The sequence below is a fragment of the Nocardia pneumoniae NBRC 100136 genome (assembly GCF_000308755.1).
GTDB classification, from domain to species: Bacteria; Actinomycetota; Actinomycetes; order Mycobacteriales; family Mycobacteriaceae; genus Nocardia; species Nocardia pneumoniae.
In genome coordinates, this window is record NZ_BAGF01000017.1 from 109,684 (window position 1) to 126,843 (window position 17,160).

Here is a 17,160-nt window from a genome sequence, read left to right on the forward strand (position 1 = left end):
AACCACAACAGATTGGACGGACGTGAAGGTTCAGCCGAGCGTCAAGAAGATCTGCGAGAAGTGCAAGGTGATCCGCCGCCACGGCCGGGTCATGGTGATCTGCGACAACCTGCGCCACAAGCAGCGTCAGGGCTGAGCGGAGGCGAGGGCGACCTCGCACCACGCCCGAGGCTTGCCGACGGCGCCGCTCGACGCGACACCAGCCAAGCACCGAACCGCAGTTCGGATTGGCACAGAAGAACTCCCAGCACCAGCCGCACGCTGCGGAAATTCAGGGTTCGCCCTGGGGCGTGCGTGCCTACCACCGGTTCGGAGGCCGGTGCCCCACAAGACGAGGGGACGGACAGGGAGCAGACCTCCGCAACGATTAAGGAAACTGCCAGATGGCACGTCTCATGGGCGTCGACCTCCCGCGCGAGAAGCGCATGGAGATCGCACTGACCTACATTTTCGGCATTGGCCGTACCCGCTCCAAGGAGATCCTCGAGGCCACCGGCGTCAGCCCGGACCTGCGTTCGAAGGACCTCAGCGACGACGATCTCACGAAGCTGCGTGACTACATCGAGGCTTCCGAGTTCAAGGTCGAGGGTGACCTGCGCCGCGAGGTGCAGGCCGATATTCGCCGCAAGATCGAGATCGGCTGCTACCAGGGCCTGCGCCACCGTCGTGGCCTGCCCGTGCGTGGCCAGCGCACCAAGACCAACGCGCGCACCCGCAAGGGCCCGAAGCGCACCGTCGCCGGCAAGAAGAAGTAGGGATAACCGATGCCTCCGAAGAGTCGGGCCGCGGGCCCGAAGAAGACCCAGAAGTCGCGTCGCCGGGACAAGAAGAACGTCCCGCACGGCAACGCGCACATCAAGAGCACGTTCAACAACACGATCGTGTCGATCACCGACCCGAACGGCAACGTCATCTCCTGGGCGTCGTCCGGTCACGTCGGCTTCAAGGGCTCGCGCAAGTCGACCCCGTTCGCCGCGCAGCTCGCCGCCGAGAACGCCGCCCGCAAGGCGCAGGAACACGGTGTGAAGAAGGTCGACGTGTTCGTGAAGGGCCCGGGTTCGGGCCGCGAGACCGCGATCCGCTCGCTGCAGGCCGCCGGCCTCGAGGTGGGCACGATCTCCGATGTCACCCCGCAGCCGCACAACGGCTGCCGTCCGCCCAAGCGGCGTCGCGTCTAGCGGGAAAGGAACAGCGAACAATGGCTCGTTACACAGGCCCTATCACCCGCAAGTCGCGTCGTCTGCGTGTCGACCTCGTCGGAGGCGACCAGGCGTTCGAGCGTCGCCCCTACCCGCCCGGCCAGCACGGCCGCGCGCGGATCAAGGAGAGCGAGTACCTGCTCCAGCTGCAGGAGAAGCAGAAGGCCCGCTTCTCCTACGGCGTCATGGAGAAGCAGTTCCGCCGGTACTACGAGGAGGCCAACCGCCTCAAGGGCAAGACCGGTGACAACCTGCTTCGCCTGCTCGAGACCCGCCTGGACAACGTGGTGTACCGCGCCGGTCTGGCCCGCACCCGCAGGCAGGCCCGCCAGCTGGTCAGCCACGGTCACTTCCTGGTGAACAACAAGAAGGTCGACGTTCCCAGCTTCCAGGTGACCCAGTACGACATCATCGATGTCAAGGAGAAGTCGCTCGGCACGCTGCCGTTCCAGGTGGCGCGGGAGACCCTCGGCGAGCGCCCGGTTCCGGGCTGGCTGCAGGTGATCCCGGGCCGGCTGCGGATCCTGGTCCATCAGCTGCCGGAGCGCGCCCAGATCGATGTGCCGCTGCAGGAACAGCTGATCGTCGAGTACTACTCCAAGTAGCCGCTCGGCGAGCCGCCCTGGATACCCGGGGCGGCATACGCGCACAGCACCGTGCTGCTGGTGCGTGATCACCCGGATATCGGGCGATCACGCACAACCCCTGAGACGAGGCGTCAAATAGCGGGCGCCCAAAAAGGAGGATGATCCTAATGCTGATTTCACAGCGTCCGACGCTGACCGAAGAGGTCGTCGCCGAGAATCGCTCGAAGTTCACCATCGAACCGCTCGAGCCGGGCTTCGGTTACACCCTCGGCAACTCGCTGCGGCGTACCCTGCTGTCCTCGATTCCGGGGGCCGCGGTCACGAGCATCCGCATCGACGGCGTCCTGCACGAGTTCACCACCGTTCCCGGGGTGAAGGAGGATGTCACCGACATCATCCTGAACCTCAAGGGCCTGGTCGTGTCCTCGGAGGAGGACGAGCCGGTCACGATGTACGTGCGCAAGCAGGGCCCTGGCACCGTCACCGCCGGTGACATCGTCCCGCCCAGCGGCGTCGTGGTGCACAACCCGGACATGCACATCGCCACCCTGAACGACAAGGGCAAGCTGGAGATCGAGCTCGTCGTCGAGCGCGGTCGCGGTTACGTCCCCGCCGTGCAGAACAAGGCGTCCGGCGCGGAAATCGGCCGGATCCCGGTGGACTCGATCTACTCGCCGGTGCTCAAGGTGACCTACAAGGTCGAGGCCACCCGTGTCGAGCAGCGCACCGACTTCGACCGGCTCATCCTGGACGTGGAGACCAAGAACTCCATCAGCGCGCGGGACGCGCTCGCCTCGGCGGGCAAGACCCTGGTCGAGCTCTTCGGCCTGGCCCGCGAGCTGAACGTCGAAGCCGAAGGCATCGAGATCGGCCCCTCGCCGGCCGAGGCGGACCACATCGCCTCGTTCGGTCTGCCGATCGAAGACCTGGACCTCACCGTCCGGTCCTACAACTGCCTCAAGCGCGAGGGTGTGCACACGGTGGGCGAGCTGGTCGCCCGCACCGAGTCGGATCTGCTGGACATTCGCAACTTCGGCCAGAAGTCCATCGACGAGGTCAAGGTCAAGCTGCACGCGCTCGGCCTCTCGCTGAAGGACAGCCCGGCGTCGTTCGATCCGTCCAGCGTGGTCGGCTACGACGCGAGCACCGGGACGTGGAGCGACAGCGGCACGTTCAGTGACACCGATGGCGGCGAGCAGGACTACGCCGAAACCGAACAGCTCTAGGCCGTCGGGGTAGGCTCCCCGGACCGGCCTCTCACAAGGAGAACCACACAATGCCCAAGCCCAAGAAGGGTGCCCGCTTCGGCGGGTCGGCGACGCACCAGAAGGCGATCTTCGCCAATCTGGCCACGGCGCTCTTCGAGCACGGCCGGATCACCACCACCGAGGCCAAGGCCAAGGCCGTGCGCCCGTACGCGGAGAAGCTGATCACCAAGGCGAAGGCCGGCACGCTGGCCGACCGTCGCGAGGTGCTCAAGGTGATCCGCAACAAGGACGTCGTGCACTCGCTCTTCGAGCAGATCGGCCCGTCGTTCGAGGGGCGCGAGGGTGGCTACACCCGCATCACCAAGACGCTGCCGCGCAAGGGTGACAACGCGCCGATGGCGATCATCGAGCTGGTCCGGGAGAAGACCGTGACCAACGAGGCCGATCGCGCTCGCCGCGTCGCCGCGTCGAAGAAGACCGAGGAGGCTCCGGCCGCCGAGGTCGTCGAGGAGAAGGTCGACGAGGCCGTTGCTTCGGTTGGCGACGGGGTGGCCGAGTACAAGAAGGACGCCTGAGATCCTCCCCGCGCGTTGTGCGGGGTGGTCTCCGACATCCCGTCGGAGTTCTCGAACGAGCCCGCCCACCCGTTCCCGGGTCGGCGGGCTTGTTCGTGTTGTCGAGGAGATCGTTGTGGGCGAGCGTCAGCGAGTGAACCGACGGCACAGCGTCCGGTCGCGCACGACGGAGCTGAGCGTCGGTGAGGGGAGGTCGTGAGCGTGGCGGATACGGTGGATTCGATCGTGCCGTCGGAATCGGCTCCCGGGTCGGCGCTGTTCGACGCAGGGCGAACGCCGGATGCGGCCGCAGCGGCACAGGATGCCATGCGATCGACGGCGCGGGTTCGGCTGGACATCTCCTACGATGGCACCGATTTCCTCGGATGGGCGCGACAGCCGGGCCTGCGCACCGTGCAGGGGGTCTTGGAGGACTCGCTGAGCAAGGTGTTCCGTGAGCCGATCCAGCTGACCGTGGCGGGGCGCACGGACGCGGGCGTGCACGCCGAGGGACAGGTCGCGCATTTCGACACGTCCGGCGACCTGGACGCGGACAAGCTGGTGCACCGGATGGCGCGGTTCCTCCCGAAGGATGTGCGGATCAGGCAGGCGCGGCTGGTCCCGCCGGAGTTCGACGCCCGGTTCTCCGCCGTCCGCCGCCACTACGTCTACCGATTGACCACCGCACCGTACGGCGCGGAGCCGTTGCAGGCGCGCAGCGTGGTCGCGTGCCGGTCGGGCGTCGACTTGGCGGCCATGCGCGCTGCGTCGCGAGAACTGCTGGGTCTGCATGATTTCGCCGCGTTCTGCCGCCGCAGGGACGGCGCGACGACGGTCCGCGAGCTGCAGCGGTTCGACTGGGTGCGGGAGGGTGAGCTGCTGCTCGCCTACGTCAGCGCCGACGCGTTCTGCTGGTCGATGGTTCGTAGCCTGGTCGGCGCGGTGCTCGCGGTCGGCGAGAGGCGCCGCGGTCCGCAATGGGTGAGCGAGCTGTTGCGCCAGACGGAGCGGTCCAGCGCGGTCACCGTCGCTCCCGCCCACGGCCTGAGTCTGATCGGCGTCGACTATCCCGCGGACGGTGAGCTGGCCGCCCGCAACGCGCAGACGCGTGAGATGCGGTCGGTCCCGGTCCCGGACGCGGGTTGCTGCGGCGATTGACAAAGGACTACCCGCACCCATGCGCGGGTGCGGGTAGCGCGGCGGTCACTTCGAGGCTTGCCCAGGTTGCGGCGACTGCTGGGACTGCGTCGATGCTTCGATCGTCCTCGGTTCCTGGGACGCCCCGGAGATCGAGATGCGGCGCGGCTTGGCGCGCTCGGCGATGGGGATCGTCACCGACAGCACACCGTTGTTGTAGGTCGCGCTGATCCGGTCGGCGTCCACGTTCTCGCCGAGGGACAGCTGACGCATGAAGGTGCCCGCGAAGCGCTCGGAGGCGATCCACTGGACGCCTTCCTCACTCGGAACGGTGCGCTGCGCGCGGAGGGTGAGCGTGCCGCTGTCGACACTGACATCGATCGAGCCGGGGTCGACCCCGGGCAGGTCCGCGTTCAACACGTAGTGATCTCCCGCTTTGAAAAGATCCATCGGCATGAATCGCGGTGCGCGAGCCGTTCCGGTTGTTTCGCCGAGCAACTGGCGGGCGACGGTGTCGATGTCATGGAATGGATCGAATCTGATCACAGCGATCACCTCCATTTCCTAGTGGTGACGCCTGCCACGGCGGCGGGCGCCGATAGCTGTGCAATTTTCACGGTAGCTCGCTCCTGTCGAGCTCGCTTCGTCCTGTTGGGGCGAAGTGGCGCGTCGTCCACCGACCCGGAATAGCCGTCCGCGGACCAGTGTTGGCTCCGGACATGGCATTCGAGAGTCTCGGACGGGTCGGAGTGTGGCGCGCGTACAACGGGTTCAGCCCGCAGGACGCGCGGGAGTTGGAGCAGCTGGGTTACGGCACGCTGTGGTTGGGAGCCTCGCCGCCGGCGGATCTGGCGGTGGTCGAACCGCTGCTGGAGGCGACCGAAACGATCACCGTGGCAAGCAGCATCGTGAATATCTGGGCAGTGTCGGCGAAGGAAGCGGCCGACTCCTTCCATCGGATCGAGGCGCGGTTCCCCGGCCGGTTCCTGCTCGGCATCGGTGCGGGCCACCCCGAGCACACCGGTGAGTACCGCAAGCCCTACGACGCGCTGGTGGAGTACCTCGACGAACTGGACGCGGCGGGTGTGCCCGCCGAGCGTCGCGCGGTGGCGGCACTCGGGCCGCGCGTGCTGAAACTGGCCGCCGAGCGGTCCGCGGGCCCGCTGCCGTACTTCGTGCCGTCGGCGCACACGGCGAAGGCGCGCGAGATCGTCGGCCCGGACGCGTTGCTGGCGACCGAGCACAAGGTGGTGCTGACCGACGACGCTCGTACGGCGCACACCGTCGCCGACGAGACCGTCGGGTTCTATCTTGGCCTGACCAACTACGTGTCGAACCTGCGCCGATTCGGTTTCACCGACGCCGATCTCACCACCCCGCCCAGCGACCGGCTGTTCGACGCCGTCATCGCGCACGGCACGCCGGAGCGGATCGTCGCCCGGCTGTCGGAACATCTGGACGCCGGCGCCGACCACGTCGCGGTGCAGATCCTCGGCGACAACTACCTCGCCGCGCTGCGCACCCTCGCACCGCTGCTCACCGCGCGATCCTGAGCGTCGATTCGAGTCTCCTCCGGCCCTCGGCATCCGCCGAGGGCCGGACCTTTTCTCCCGCCTCGCGGCGATCGTCCTAAGGGAGTGTTAGGAACGATCGAGAGCCATTCCGCGGTTCTTGTGACTGCCGACACACTGATCTCGACGACGCGATGGGGCGTCGAAAGAAGGAGATCTTGTGACTACGACACAGCCCGTGGGCGAGCGCCGAGTGGTCGCGAATGTTTTGCGCGGTTCCATCGGCAACCTCGTCGAGTGGTACGACTGGTATGTCTACGCCGCGTTCAGCGTGTACTTCGCGAAGACGTTCTTCCCCAAGGACGACCCGACAGCGCAGTTGCTGTCCACCGCCGCCGTCTTCGCGGTCGGCTTCCTGATGCGCCCGATCGGCGGGTGGGCGCTGGGCCGTTACGCGGACCGGTTCGGGCGCCGATCGGCGCTGACCCTCTCGGTGACCGTGATGGCGGCCGGTTCCCTGCTGATCGCGGTGACGCCCGGCTATCAGAGCATCGGCCTGGCCGCCCCGGCGCTGCTGCTGGTCGCCCGGTTGCTCCAGGGTCTGTCGGTCGGCGGCGAGTACGCCACCAGCGCGACGTACCTGTCCGAGGTGGCCTCGGCGGGCAGGCGCGGGTTCTACTCCAGCTTCCAGTACGTGACGCTGGTGGCCGGACAGCTCGTCGCGCTGGGCGTGCAGATCGTGTTGCAGCAGTTCCTCGACGCGGCCCAGATGAACGACTGGGGCTGGCGGATTCCCTTCGTGATCGGCGCTGCCGGTGCGCTGATCGTGATGTGGCTGCGGCGCGGCATGGACGAGTCCGAGCAGTTCCGCGCCGCATCCGGGCAGACGCCGGCGCAGGCCGCGGAGGCTTCCCCGGGGCGCAACTCGCGCGGTTCGCTGCGCATCCTGCTGCGCTACCCGCGGGAATGTCTGCTCGTGATCGGGCTGACGCTGGGCGGAACGGTCGCGTTCTACACCTACACGACCTACATGCAGAAGTTCATGATCAACACCTCCGGCATCTCCAAGTCGACCGTGGCGTGGATCAACTTCATCGCGTTGCTGGTCTTCGTGGTGCTGCAGCCGTTGGCCGGTGCCCTGTCGGACCGGGTGGGGCGGCGCAAGCTGCTGATCTTCTTCGGCGTGTCGGGCACCGTGCTGACCGTGCCGATCATGACCGTGCTCGCGCGGACCACCAATCCGGTCGCCGCGTGGGGTCTGATGATGGCGGCTCTGGTCATCATCACGGGATACACCTCGATCAACGCGATCGTGAAGGCCGAGCTGTTCCCGACCAGGATCCGCGCGCTCGGGGTGGGGCTGCCCTACGCGCTGACCGTCGCGATCTTCGGCGGCACCGCGGAGACGATCGCGCTGGCGCTGAAGAAGGCGGGCCACGAGTCGCTGTACTTCTGGTACGTGGCGGGGTGCATCGCTGTCTCCCTGGTCACCTACTACTTCATGCGGGAGACCTCGACCTCGTCGACGATCGACGCGGGCGAGCCCACCGCGGACGCCGATACCGGGTCCGGCGGCGCGGTGGCCGAGCCGGGACGACCGTTGGTCACCGTGCGTGACTGACCGCCCGGCACACGCGCCGATCCGCCCGCTGTGGGAGGATCGGCGCGTGCGGCTTGCGGTGGTCGAGGACGACGACGGCGTGGGAGACGCGCTGGTCGAAGCGCTGATCGCCCGCGGTTACCGCGCCGAACGCAAGCGCCGCGGCGCGGATCTGCTGATCGCGCATCGCGAGTACGACGCGGTCATCCTCGACCTCGGCCTGCCCGACGGCGACGGCCTGCAGGTGCTGCGCAGACTGCGCGAGGTGAGCTCGGTGCCGGTGCTGATCCTGACCGCGCGCAGCGACGAACGCTCGATCGTGCGCGGCCTGCGCGGCGGCGCCGACGACTATCTGGTGAAGCCGCCGCGGATCGCGGAGCTGGTCGCGCGGCTGGAGACGGTGACGCGGCGGGCCGCGGCCGCGGCGCGGCAGGAGCGATCGGTGGTGGTCACCGGTGACGTGCGGGTCGACCTCGGCGCCCGGGTGGTCGAGGTGGCCGGTGAGCCGGTGCCGTTGACCCAGAAGGAATTCGAGTTGGTCGAGGCGCTGGTGGAACGGCCGGGCGCCGCGGTGAGCCGTCAGCAGCTGATGGACCGCATCTGGGGTGACGCCTTCGTCGCGGTGTCGCGTTCGCTGGACGTGCACATGACCGGCTTGCGGGCGAAGCTGAATCGGCCGGGACTGATCACCACGATCCGCGGTTACGGATATCGGTGGGGGCAGTGACCGCACTGCCCGCGGGCCGGAGGTAGGTCGTGCGGCGTCGCTTGCTCGTCGCGCTGACGGTGTTCGCGGCCATCGCGGTGCTGGCGTTCGCGGTGCCGCTGTCGCTGACCATCGCGACCAGCCGCACCCAGCAGCTGGTGCTGGCCCGCTCCGGGGACGCCGACCGCTTCGCCACCCTCGCCGACGACGCCGTCACCGCCGGGGACACCCGCGCGCTGGCCGACGAGGTGCTGCGCTATCACGAGCTGTACGGCGAGAACGTGCTGGTCGTCGACGCCAGGGGCGCGACGACGGTCAACGCGGGGGCGGACGTGACCGATCCCGGCATCGTCGCGGCGGTGGCGGCCGCGCGCCGTAATCAGCGTCCGCACACGGTGGACAAGCTGACGCCGTGGGGCGCTCCGACCATGCTCGTCGCGCGGCCGGTCGGCACCGGAGTGCAGGTGAACGGCGCCGTGGTGATCGAAGCGTCCACGGCGCGCGCTCGCGGCGACATCGCGCGGGCCTGGGCGGTGATCGTGCTGGGCGGCGTGGTGGCGATGGCGCTGTTCATGCTGCTCGCGGTGACGCTGAGCCGCTGGGTGCTGCGGCCGCTGTCGGCACTGTCGCGCGCGGTCGCGGAGTTGACCGCGACGCTGCCGAAACCGCGTGCGGACAGCGTCGCGCCGGTGTCGATCGCGGGCAGGTACGGCGGGCCGCCGGAGATGCGGGCGGTCGCGGAGTCCTTCGACGCGATGGCCCGCGCCGTCGCCGATTCGGCCGACGCGCAGCGCCAGCTCGTCGCCGACACCGCACATGCGATGCGCAACCCGCTGGCCGCGTTGACCATCCGGCTCGATTCCTTGGCCCCAGCGATCCCCGCGAGCGCGGCGGGCACCTTCCGCGGCGCGGGCGCCGAAGTCGATCGCCTGACCGCGCTGCTCGACGGGCTGCTCAGCCTCGCCGTCGCGGAAACGCCCGCGGCGTTCGACGTCACGCGCGCCGCCGAGGCCGACAACCAGTGCGACGCCGTCCAGGTGGTCGCCGACCGCTTCGACGCATGGTGCTCGGCGTTCGAGGCGGCGGGGCAGCGGTTGCGCGTCGCGTCCGCACCCGCGCATGCGGAGGTCGCGGTCCCCGCCGATGTGCTCGCGCAGATCCTGGACGTGCCGCTGAGCAACGCGACGCGCTACGCGGGACCGGGCACGCACACCGAGCTGAGCGTCGTCGCGGAGCCGGGCTGGGTCGCGGTCAGCGTCCGCGACGACGGCCCCGGTGTGCGGGCCGACGAGATCGACAAGCTCACCACCCGTTTCTTCCGCGGCTCCTCCGCCGGCGCCGGTGGCTCCGGGCTCGGTTTGCCGATCGCCGCGGCGCTGGCGCAGGCGCGCGGCGGCACGCTCACGGTCGAGGCGGTGCATCCGCATGGTCTCGCGGTCGGTGTCCGATTGCCCGCGGCGGAGGTGCGATGACCAGTCGGGAATCCGGTGCGCGGCGCGGCATCGGCAGGCGCGGTTTTCTCGCGCTGGCCGTCGCGGCGGGCGTCGCGGGCTGCGGTCGGAGTGGTGGCGGCGCCACTGTCCGGCTCGCGTCCGGTGAGGTCGGCGGTTTCTATCACGCTTTCGCCGGGTTGCTCGGCGCCGCCGCCGCGGAGAACGGGGATGTGCGCATCGAGCGGGTCACCACGTCCGGTTCGCAGGACAATCTGGCACTGCTCGCCCGAGGCGAGGTGGATGCCGCGCTGGCGCTCGCGGACTCGGTGCGCGACACCACCGATTCGCTAGCCCAACCGCCGTCCGACCACCCCTCACCGAGTCGCTCCGCGACGCTGGCCCACCCGTCGCCCGACCACCACCCCTCAACGAGTCGCTCCGCGACGCTGTGTGCATTGGGGCGGGTGTACGAGAACTACCTGCAGCTGGTCGTGCGCTCCGACAGCCCGATCGGTTCGGTCGCGGAGCTGCGCGGGTCTCGGGTGAGTCTGGGCGCGGAAGGATCAGGCGCTGCACTCACCGGTGAACGGATTCTGCGGGTCGCGGGCCTGGATCCCGCCGTCGACGTGGCGATTTCGCATCGCCCACTGGCCGAGGCGGTGGCCGCGCTGACGGGCGGCGAGGCGGACGCACTGCTGTGGGCGGGTGGGGTGCCGACCACCCTGCTCGCGGTGCCGAGCCGGATGCGGCTGGTGGACATGGGCGAGCTGGCCGCGCCGATGCGGGAGCGGTTCGGTCCGGTCTACGACCGCGTCGCGATCCCCGCCGACGCCTATCCGGGCGGCGCGGCGGTGCACACCATCGGCGTGGCGAACCTGCTGCTCGCCACCACCACCATGCCGGAAGAGGTGGCCGCATCGATCGTGGAACTGCTGGTGTGGCACGCCGACGCCCTGGTGCCCACCGTGGCGGCGGGCACCCAGTTCCTCGACGGCCGATCGCTGATCAGTAGCGGTTCGATCCCGCTGCATCCCGGCGCGGCCGCGGTCTATCGCCGCTGGCACGGGTGAACGGCGTCAGGAACGGACGAGGCGCGCGATGGCGTCGGTGGCTTCCTTGATCTTGGCTTCCGCCTCCGGACCGCCCGCGACAGCGGCGTCCACCACGCAATGGCTGATGTGGTCCTCGAGCAGGCCCATCGCCACCGCCTGGAGGGCCTTCGTCATGGCCGATACCTGAGTGAGGATGTCGATGCAGTACTTCTCCTCCTCGACCATCCGCTGCAGGCCGCGCGCCTGCCCCTCGATGCGGCGCAGCCGCTTGAGGTAATCGTCCTTGGCGGTGATGTAGCCGTGCGGCGCGTGCTCGGTCGCCGCGTGGTCGTGGGGGGTAGCTGCCACCGGTGTCTCCTCGCTGCCTGCCGGTCCTGAACCGGATAATACCCCCCTAGGGTACAGGTTCGCGCTGGATTTGTCAGGTCGTCGGGACAGGCCGATCGCCTGGTGGGTACTGCGGTGACCGATCCGATACCGCCACGGTCGCGAGCCGAGGGCGATCCCGTCGCGCGACGGCAGCGGCGGGACGAGACAATTGCGGTATGAGTTCGCACCCCCGGCCCGCGCTCGCCGTCATCGGCGGCAGCGGCTTCTACGATTTCTTCGACAACGAGGCCACCACCGTCGAGGTCGAGACGCCCTACGGCGCGCCGAGCGCTCCGATCGCGGTCGGGGAGGTGGAGGGCAGGCCGGTGGCCTTCCTCCCGCGGCACGGCAAGAATCACGAATTCGCCCCGCATACGCTGCCGTACCGGGCCAACCTGTGGGCGCTGCGTTCGCTGGGCGTGCGCCGGATCTTGGCGCCGTGCGCGGTCGGCAGCCTGCGCGCGGACTGGGGTCCCGGCACGGTCGTGGTGCCGGACCAGCTGGTGGACCGGACCTCCGGTCGCCCGCAGACCTACTTCGAAGGCGGCGGCATCCACGTCTCGTTCGCCGATCCGTACTGCGAGGAACTGCGCGCCGCCGCCATCAAGGCCCAGTCCGACGCGCTGCACATGATGCACGCGGCCACCATGGTGGTGGTGGAGGGACCGCGGTTCTCCACGCGCGCGGAGAGCCGGTGGTTCGCCGCACAGGGCTGGGAGCTGGTGAACATGACCGGTCACCCGGAAGCCGTGCTCGCCCGCGAACTCGAGATGTGCTACGCCGCCGTCGCGCTGGTGACCGATCTGGACGCGGGCCTGGAAGAGGGTGAGGGCGTGCACGCCGTCGACGTCTTCGTCGAGTTCAAGCGCAACCTCACCCCCTTCAAGGAGCTCATCCGCCGTGCGGTGGCCGCGGTCGACGGCGCCGACACCTGCGAGCGCTGCCGTGTACACGCGGGCGTGTCGCTACCGTTCGAATTGCCCTGAGGCCGATGCGGGTGCTGGTCACCGGCGCGGCCGGTTTCCTCGGCGGACACCTGCTCCGCGCGCTGGTCGCCGCGGAACACGAGGTGGTCGCGGCGGACCTGCTGCTCGACCGGGTGCACGGCGCGGACGCGCGGCCGCCGGAAGATGTTTCGCGGGTGGACGTGCGCGATGCGGAGGCGCTCGCGCCGCTGCTGGACGGAGTGGATGTCGTCTGTCATTTCGCGGCGGTCACCACGGGTACGGCCGCCGACTTCGCTTCGCACAACGATCTCGGCACCGCCGTGCTGCTCGAAGCGATGGAGCGAGCGCGGGTGGCTCGGCTGGTGCTCGCCTCGTCGGTCAGCGTCTACGGTGAGGGCCGCTATCGCGGTGCGCAGAGCGGGCCGTTCTTCCCGAACCTGCGTCGCAGGGCGGATCTCGATCGCGGCATGTTCGACCATCGCGCTCCGCGCACCGGCGAGCTGCTGACCTGGGAGCCGGTCGGGGAGGACGCGCCGCTGCGTCCGCGCGGCGCCTACGGCGCCAGCAAGGTCGCCCAGGAGAACTACGCGCTGGCCTGGGGTTTGGCGACCGGCGGCGCGGTCACGGCGCTGCGGATGCACAACGTCTACGGCGCGGGAGCTCGTTCGGGATTGGTCGCGCGGCTGCGCGCCGAACTGGCGCAGGGGCGCGCGCCACACGTCTTCGAGGACGGCGGTCAGGTCCGGGATTTCGTCGACGTGCGCGACGCCGTCGCGGCCACGGTCGCGGCGGTCGAGCGCGCGCTGCCTGGTTTCGTCGCGCTGAACATCGCGTCGGGGCGGCCGATCACGCTCTGGGAAGTGGCCTCGATCATGGCCCGCGCCCACGGCGGGCCCGCGCCGCTGGTGACCGGTCAGTACCACATCGGTGACGCCCGGCATCTCGTCGCCGACCCGGAACGGGCCAGGCGCATGCTGGATTTCACGGCCGCGGTGGCACCCGCCCAGGGCCTTGCCGAATTCGCGGCGACTCCCGACTGATCATCTCACCGAACGGGCGCATGCTCTTCGGGACCGAACTCGGGCCGTCATCCGCACCGCCGCCCCGGCGGAGCATCGTCACCTCGCCCGCCGCTTGGACAATGCGTCGTCGCCTGGACCGTCACTCGGATGGTGCGTGGTCGCCCGGACCGCCGCCTAGGCAGAGCGCCGTGACCTCGCCCCGCCGCTCGGGCAATGCGTCGTCGCCTGGACCGTCACTTGGATGGTGCGTGGTCGACGGGACCGCCGCCCAGGCGGAGCGCCGTGATCTCGCCCGCCGTTCGGGAATGCATGGTCGCCTGGACCGTCACTCGGATGGTGCGTGGTCGCCCGGACCGCCGCCCCGGCGGAGCGCCGTCATCTCGACCGCCGCTCGGGCAATGCGTCGTCGCCTGGACCGTCACTTGGGCGGTGCGTGGTCGTCTGGACCATCACCATCGCTCGGGCGGCGCATCGTCACCTGAACCACGGCGAATTCCGGTGCGTGCGCGCTGGGCGCACGATGGGGCAGCGGCACGGCTTCCAGATCGGCGACGATCCAGTCGCCGTCCCTGCCCGCCAGCCGGACCCCGTCCAGCCGGACGCGCTGCCTGCCCGCGCGGAGGTCGGCGCGCGCGGCCAGAATGCGCGGACGGTCCTGTGGATGCGGCACGGTACGTTCGTCCGTCGGGCCACCCCAGCGCACGCCGGGCACCGGCTCGGTGACCCAGCGGATCAGCCGGACCTGCGCCAGATCGACAATGGCCAGGTACCGATTCGACCGCGGGCCGCGCAGCAGGTCCAACGCCACCGACTCCAGCGAGCGCGCCTGCGGGGCAACGTCTTCGGTGACATCGACGGCGACGCCGACCCAGTGCTGACGGTCCTGGTCCGGATTGCGCGCGGCCAGCAGCAGGGTGCGCGGGCCGTCCGCCGAACGCATGGTGGCGGTGTCGAGCCAGCGGACGCCGGGTTCCGCGCGCGCCATGGTGGCGGCGAATTCGAGTGCGCCGTCGAAGCGCTCCATCGTCTGGAAGACTTCCGCGCCGAACCACACCGCCGGATCGTGCTCGCAGTGCGGGCCGGATTCGTCCCGGACCACCTCGACCCGCCTCGCGCGCCCGTCGATGCTGAAGGTGGTCACGCCGACCGGCGGCGGCGGAGCGCCGCTGCCCACCCACAACCGGACCGCGTGCACCCGCGCACCCGGACCGAGCAGCGGCTGCGCACGGATGCGCCGTCTCGACCAGGCATGGCGCGATGGCGGCAGCTGGTGGTCCACCGCGGCGCCGGAGTGGTGAGCCGCGGTAACGAACCGTTGCAGGCGCGGCGGAACCGCGCGCCGATATGACTTCCAGGCCCGCGGCGCGGACCCGGCCGCCAGCAGCGACCAGGTGCCGACCGGGCCGAGTGTTTCGATCAGCAGCCAGTGTCCGATGATCATGCTCCCCCCTCACCCCTGATCGAACCCTACTGCCACAGCCAGGCGGATAGCCAGTGAAATGTGGTCGAAAACCGGTCGCGCGGCCGACCGAGCGCGCCGGTGGTCATGGGCCGACGCTGCGGGGTTAGGCTCGCGCGGTGGACACCCCGTTGCGGCTCGAGGTCATCGTGGCCAGCGTGCGTCCGGAGCGGTTCGCTCCGGTGGTCGCCGACTGGTTTCTGCGCACGCTGCGCGCCCATGCCGAATTCGAGACGGGCGTCATCGATCTGGCGCACACTCCGCTGCCGACCGATCTCACCGAGACCGAGCAGACCGTGGCCTACCGTGCTCGACTGCGCGCGGCGGACGCTTTCGTGGTGGTCACCTCCGAATACAACCACGGCTACCCGGCCTCGCTGAAGACCGCGTTCGACACCGCCAAACACGAATGGCGCGCCAAACCCATCGCTTTCGTCTCCTATGGCGGCCTTTCCGGCGGGTTGCGCGCGGTGGAGCAGCTGCGTCAGGTCGTCGCCGAGATTCACATGGTCTCGATTCGCGAGACGGTCAGTTTCCATCAGGCCAAGAAGCGATTCGACGACGCGGGCGAGACCAGCGACGGCGCCGCGATCGACGCCGCCGCACGGATGCTGCGCCAATTGGCCTGGTGGGCGCGCACTTTGCGGGCCGCGCGGGCCGCCGACCCGTATCCCGGCTAGCTCGTTACATGGCGGGCACGGCACGGCGGCCGCGCGGCTGACCGATATAGGTGGCCTCGCGCGGGATCGACACCAGCGTCAGGTCGACCTGTGCGGTGCCGGTGCGCAGGATCACGTGGTTGCCGATCGCCCCGGGCTGGTGAATGGACAGGTCGGGGCGGGTGCCGGGCCAGCCCATCGGATCACCCGTCACATAGATGGTGGTGACGCCCGCGTGCGGCGCGGGTGCGAGTACGCCGTCCACCACCGTGGCGGTGAATCCCGCATCGGACTGGTGAGTTTCGACCGCGATGGTCAGCCGCTCGGGATTGCCGATCGTCGTGACCAGGTTCTCCCACGCCTGCGCCCGGTCGGTGCGGATGAGGATCCGCTCGCCGACCGCGAGCGCCCGAAACACCAGCTGCTGCGCCAAGTACAGCTCGCCCGCGACGTACACCGTCGAGATGCCCGCGCCGACGATACGGACCGCGACGCCGTTTCCCTCGTCGTCCGAGCCGATCAGCTGGCCGCAGCCGGAGGAAGGCAGGTGCAGCACGTCGAGCACGTCGATGGGGTACTCGATCATCGGAACGGTGTCGTCCAGATCGGGGATGGCGATCGGCAGATGGGCGAGCAGTCCATCGCGGTGGCGTCCGTTCATCGAGACCATGCCCGGCAACTCCGCGCGCTCCGGCAGCTCCCGCGCGGTCAGTCGCCACGCGGCGCCGATGTTCACCGACTCGGCCGAACTGCCCGGGCGCAGCCGCACCGCCACCGTGGTACCGCGCGACGGCGGCACCCACAGCTGGGCGAGCAGGTCGGAGCTGAGTCGCTTGGGGTCGACGCCGCTGCCGATGTTCACGTTGTTGCCGATTTCGGCGTAGCGCCAGCGGTGTTCGAGGGTCCGCGGGTCGTAACCGCCGGTGATCTGCAGGACCGCCTTGCGGATCTCGGGCGCGGTCAGGATGCGGGCGTTGCAGTCGGCGTCCTCGAGCGTGCGCATGATGCGCTGGGTGGCGATGGTGACCGCACGCGAGGCGCCCTCGGCCCCGCCGCCGCGCCGGGCCGTGGCCTCCGGGCAGGCCACGGCGTCGAAGCTGATCGCAAGCCACACCGTGCGGTGCGCTGTGGCGGGCAGCGGGCCGAGCAGCGATTCGTAGATCGGGCCCGCGGGCGTGCCGGAGCGGCTGCGGTGCCCGTGGCTGATGATGTCGATGCCGCTGAGCAGGATGTCGTGCTGGTTCAGGCATTTCGCCAGCTCGGGCAGCGGAAGCAGGTGCGAGGCGTGCACCGTGGTGCGGCCGATCCTGGTCAGGCCGCCCGGCGGGGGCAGCACCTCGACCACCGTCACCACCCGGCTGCCGTCCCAGAACAGGCCGAGCGAACGTCCGTCCGTGCCGCGGTAGTCGATCGTGTCGCCGATCTCGTACTCGCGGTGGGTGAGATAGCGCCACCAGGTGGTGATCCAGTCCAGCAGGGTACGTTTGGCGACGGGGATGAGCGGGATCGCCGTCACGACCACCGCCACGCCGAGCGCGGGCAGTCCCGGCAGACCGGCGAGCAGCGCGACCGTTCCGGCGATCAATCCGATGATCTGCGCGATCAGCAGGTTCTGCATCGAGATGCGCCCGAGCAGCGGTCGTGGTCCCGCGCCGGCCGGTTCCGCCATCATCGTCCCCCATGTACCCGGTGTCGGCCGATTTGTCGTGGCCGAGCT

Annotated in this window: 19 protein-coding genes; 15 read left to right on the forward strand and 4 right to left on the reverse strand. The window is 69.7% G+C overall.

Going from position 1 to position 17,160, the window contains the following annotated elements; genetic code table 11:
• Nucleotides 1-22: 22 nt before the first annotated feature.
• From rpmJ to truA, 7 genes are all read left to right on the forward strand, one after another.
• Complete coding sequence (rpmJ, locus tag ON34_RS04090; protein ID WP_011207363.1) at nucleotides 23-136, forward strand: 50S ribosomal protein L36; 114 nt, start codon at nucleotides 23-25, stop codon at nucleotides 134-136.
• 247 nt (nucleotides 137-383) lie between these two features.
• Nucleotides 384-755 (forward strand): 30S ribosomal protein S13, encoded by a 372-nt coding sequence (rpsM, locus tag ON34_RS04095; RefSeq protein WP_039795645.1) that lies wholly within the window; start codon nucleotides 384-386, stop codon nucleotides 753-755.
• Nucleotides 756-764: 9 nt separating this feature from the next.
• A complete protein-coding gene (gene rpsK / locus ON34_RS04100; RefSeq protein WP_039795647.1) occupies nucleotides 765-1,178 on the forward strand; it encodes a 30S ribosomal protein S11 in 414 nt (137 codons plus the stop codon).
• A gap of 20 nt (nucleotides 1,179-1,198) precedes the next feature.
• Nucleotides 1,199-1,804 carry a 30S ribosomal protein S4 gene (gene rpsD, locus ON34_RS04105; RefSeq protein WP_040774500.1) on the forward strand — a complete coding sequence of 202 codons (606 nt, stop codon included), beginning with the start codon at nucleotides 1,199-1,201 and terminating at the stop codon, nucleotides 1,802-1,804.
• 149 nt (nucleotides 1,805-1,953) lie between these two features.
• Nucleotides 1,954-3,012, forward strand: coding sequence for a DNA-directed RNA polymerase subunit alpha (locus tag ON34_RS04110; protein WP_039796155.1), 1,059 nt, complete (start codon nucleotides 1,954-1,956; stop codon nucleotides 3,010-3,012).
• 50 nt (nucleotides 3,013-3,062) lie between these two features.
• The gene (gene rplQ, locus ON34_RS04115; RefSeq protein ID WP_040774503.1) at nucleotides 3,063-3,569 is read left to right on the forward strand and encodes a 50S ribosomal protein L17; all 507 of its coding nucleotides are present in this window, start codon (nucleotides 3,063-3,065) and stop codon (nucleotides 3,567-3,569) included.
• 306 nt (nucleotides 3,570-3,875) lie between these two features.
• Entirely contained in the window at nucleotides 3,876-4,706 is an 831-nt protein-coding gene (truA, locus tag ON34_RS04120) for a tRNA pseudouridine(38-40) synthase TruA (RefSeq protein ID WP_040774688.1), read from the forward strand.
• A 45-nt stretch (nucleotides 4,707-4,751) separates the two neighbouring features.
• On the opposite strand, the gene ON34_RS04125 is transcribed toward truA, so the two are convergent.
• A complete protein-coding gene (locus tag ON34_RS04125) occupies nucleotides 4,752-5,231 on the reverse strand; it encodes an Hsp20/alpha crystallin family protein (protein WP_083889144.1) in 480 nt (159 codons plus the stop codon).
• Nucleotides 5,232-5,404: 173 nt separating this feature from the next.
• On the opposite strand from ON34_RS04125, the gene ON34_RS04130 reads away from it, so the two are divergent.
• From ON34_RS04130 to ON34_RS04150, 5 genes are all read left to right on the forward strand, one after another.
• Entirely contained in the window at nucleotides 5,405-6,238 is an 834-nt protein-coding gene (locus ON34_RS04130; RefSeq protein WP_040774689.1) for an LLM class F420-dependent oxidoreductase, read from the forward strand.
• 178 nt (nucleotides 6,239-6,416) lie between these two features.
• Nucleotides 6,417-7,817, forward strand: coding sequence for an MFS transporter (locus ON34_RS04135; protein WP_040774508.1), 1,401 nt, complete (start codon nucleotides 6,417-6,419; stop codon nucleotides 7,815-7,817).
• Nucleotides 7,818-7,863: 46 nt separating this feature from the next.
• The gene (locus tag ON34_RS04140) at nucleotides 7,864-8,523 is read left to right on the forward strand and encodes a response regulator transcription factor (RefSeq protein WP_040774690.1); all 660 of its coding nucleotides are present in this window, start codon (nucleotides 7,864-7,866) and stop codon (nucleotides 8,521-8,523) included.
• 29 nt (nucleotides 8,524-8,552) lie between these two features.
• A complete protein-coding gene (locus ON34_RS04145) occupies nucleotides 8,553-9,974 on the forward strand; it encodes a sensor histidine kinase (RefSeq protein ID WP_040774510.1) in 1,422 nt (473 codons plus the stop codon).
• Entirely contained in the window at nucleotides 9,971-11,005 is a 1,035-nt protein-coding gene (locus ON34_RS04150; RefSeq protein WP_040774512.1) for a TAXI family TRAP transporter solute-binding subunit, read from the forward strand. The genes ON34_RS04145 and ON34_RS04150 overlap by 4 nt, the downstream gene beginning before the upstream one ends.
• 6 nt (nucleotides 11,006-11,011) lie before the next feature.
• Here the strand turns inward: ON34_RS04150 and ON34_RS04155 are convergent, their stop codons facing one another.
• A complete protein-coding gene (locus ON34_RS04155; protein ID WP_040774513.1) occupies nucleotides 11,012-11,335 on the reverse strand; it encodes a metal-sensitive transcriptional regulator in 324 nt (107 codons plus the stop codon).
• Between the two features lie 197 nt (nucleotides 11,336-11,532).
• On the opposite strand from ON34_RS04155, the gene ON34_RS04160 reads away from it, so the two are divergent.
• Both ON34_RS04160 and ON34_RS04165 read left to right on the forward strand, forming a co-directional pair.
• Nucleotides 11,533-12,342, forward strand: a complete 810-nt coding sequence (locus tag ON34_RS04160; protein WP_040774515.1) for an S-methyl-5'-thioadenosine phosphorylase — start codon at nucleotides 11,533-11,535, stop codon at nucleotides 12,340-12,342.
• A 5-nt stretch (nucleotides 12,343-12,347) separates the two neighbouring features.
• Complete coding sequence (locus ON34_RS04165; protein ID WP_040774517.1) at nucleotides 12,348-13,343, forward strand: NAD-dependent epimerase/dehydratase family protein; 996 nt, start codon at nucleotides 12,348-12,350, stop codon at nucleotides 13,341-13,343.
• Nucleotides 13,344-13,743: 400 nt separating this feature from the next.
• On the opposite strand, the gene ON34_RS04170 is transcribed toward ON34_RS04165, so the two are convergent.
• Nucleotides 13,744-14,766, reverse strand: a complete 1,023-nt coding sequence (locus ON34_RS04170; RefSeq protein WP_051022130.1) for a GAF domain-containing protein — start codon at nucleotides 14,764-14,766, stop codon at nucleotides 13,744-13,746.
• A gap of 137 nt (nucleotides 14,767-14,903) precedes the next feature.
• Here ON34_RS04170 and ON34_RS04175 point away from each other — a divergent pair, with 137 nt between their 5' ends.
• Nucleotides 14,904-15,464: an NADPH-dependent FMN reductase gene (locus tag ON34_RS04175; protein WP_040774518.1), complete on the forward strand. Its 561-nt coding sequence runs from the start codon at nucleotides 14,904-14,906 to the stop codon at nucleotides 15,462-15,464.
• A gap of 4 nt (nucleotides 15,465-15,468) precedes the next feature.
• On the opposite strand, the gene eccE is transcribed toward ON34_RS04175, so the two are convergent.
• Nucleotides 15,469-17,112 carry a type VII secretion protein EccE gene (gene eccE / locus ON34_RS04180; protein ID WP_051022131.1) on the reverse strand — a complete coding sequence of 548 codons (1,644 nt, stop codon included), beginning with the start codon at nucleotides 17,110-17,112 and terminating at the stop codon, nucleotides 15,469-15,471.
• Nucleotides 17,113-17,160: the final 48 nt, after the last annotated feature.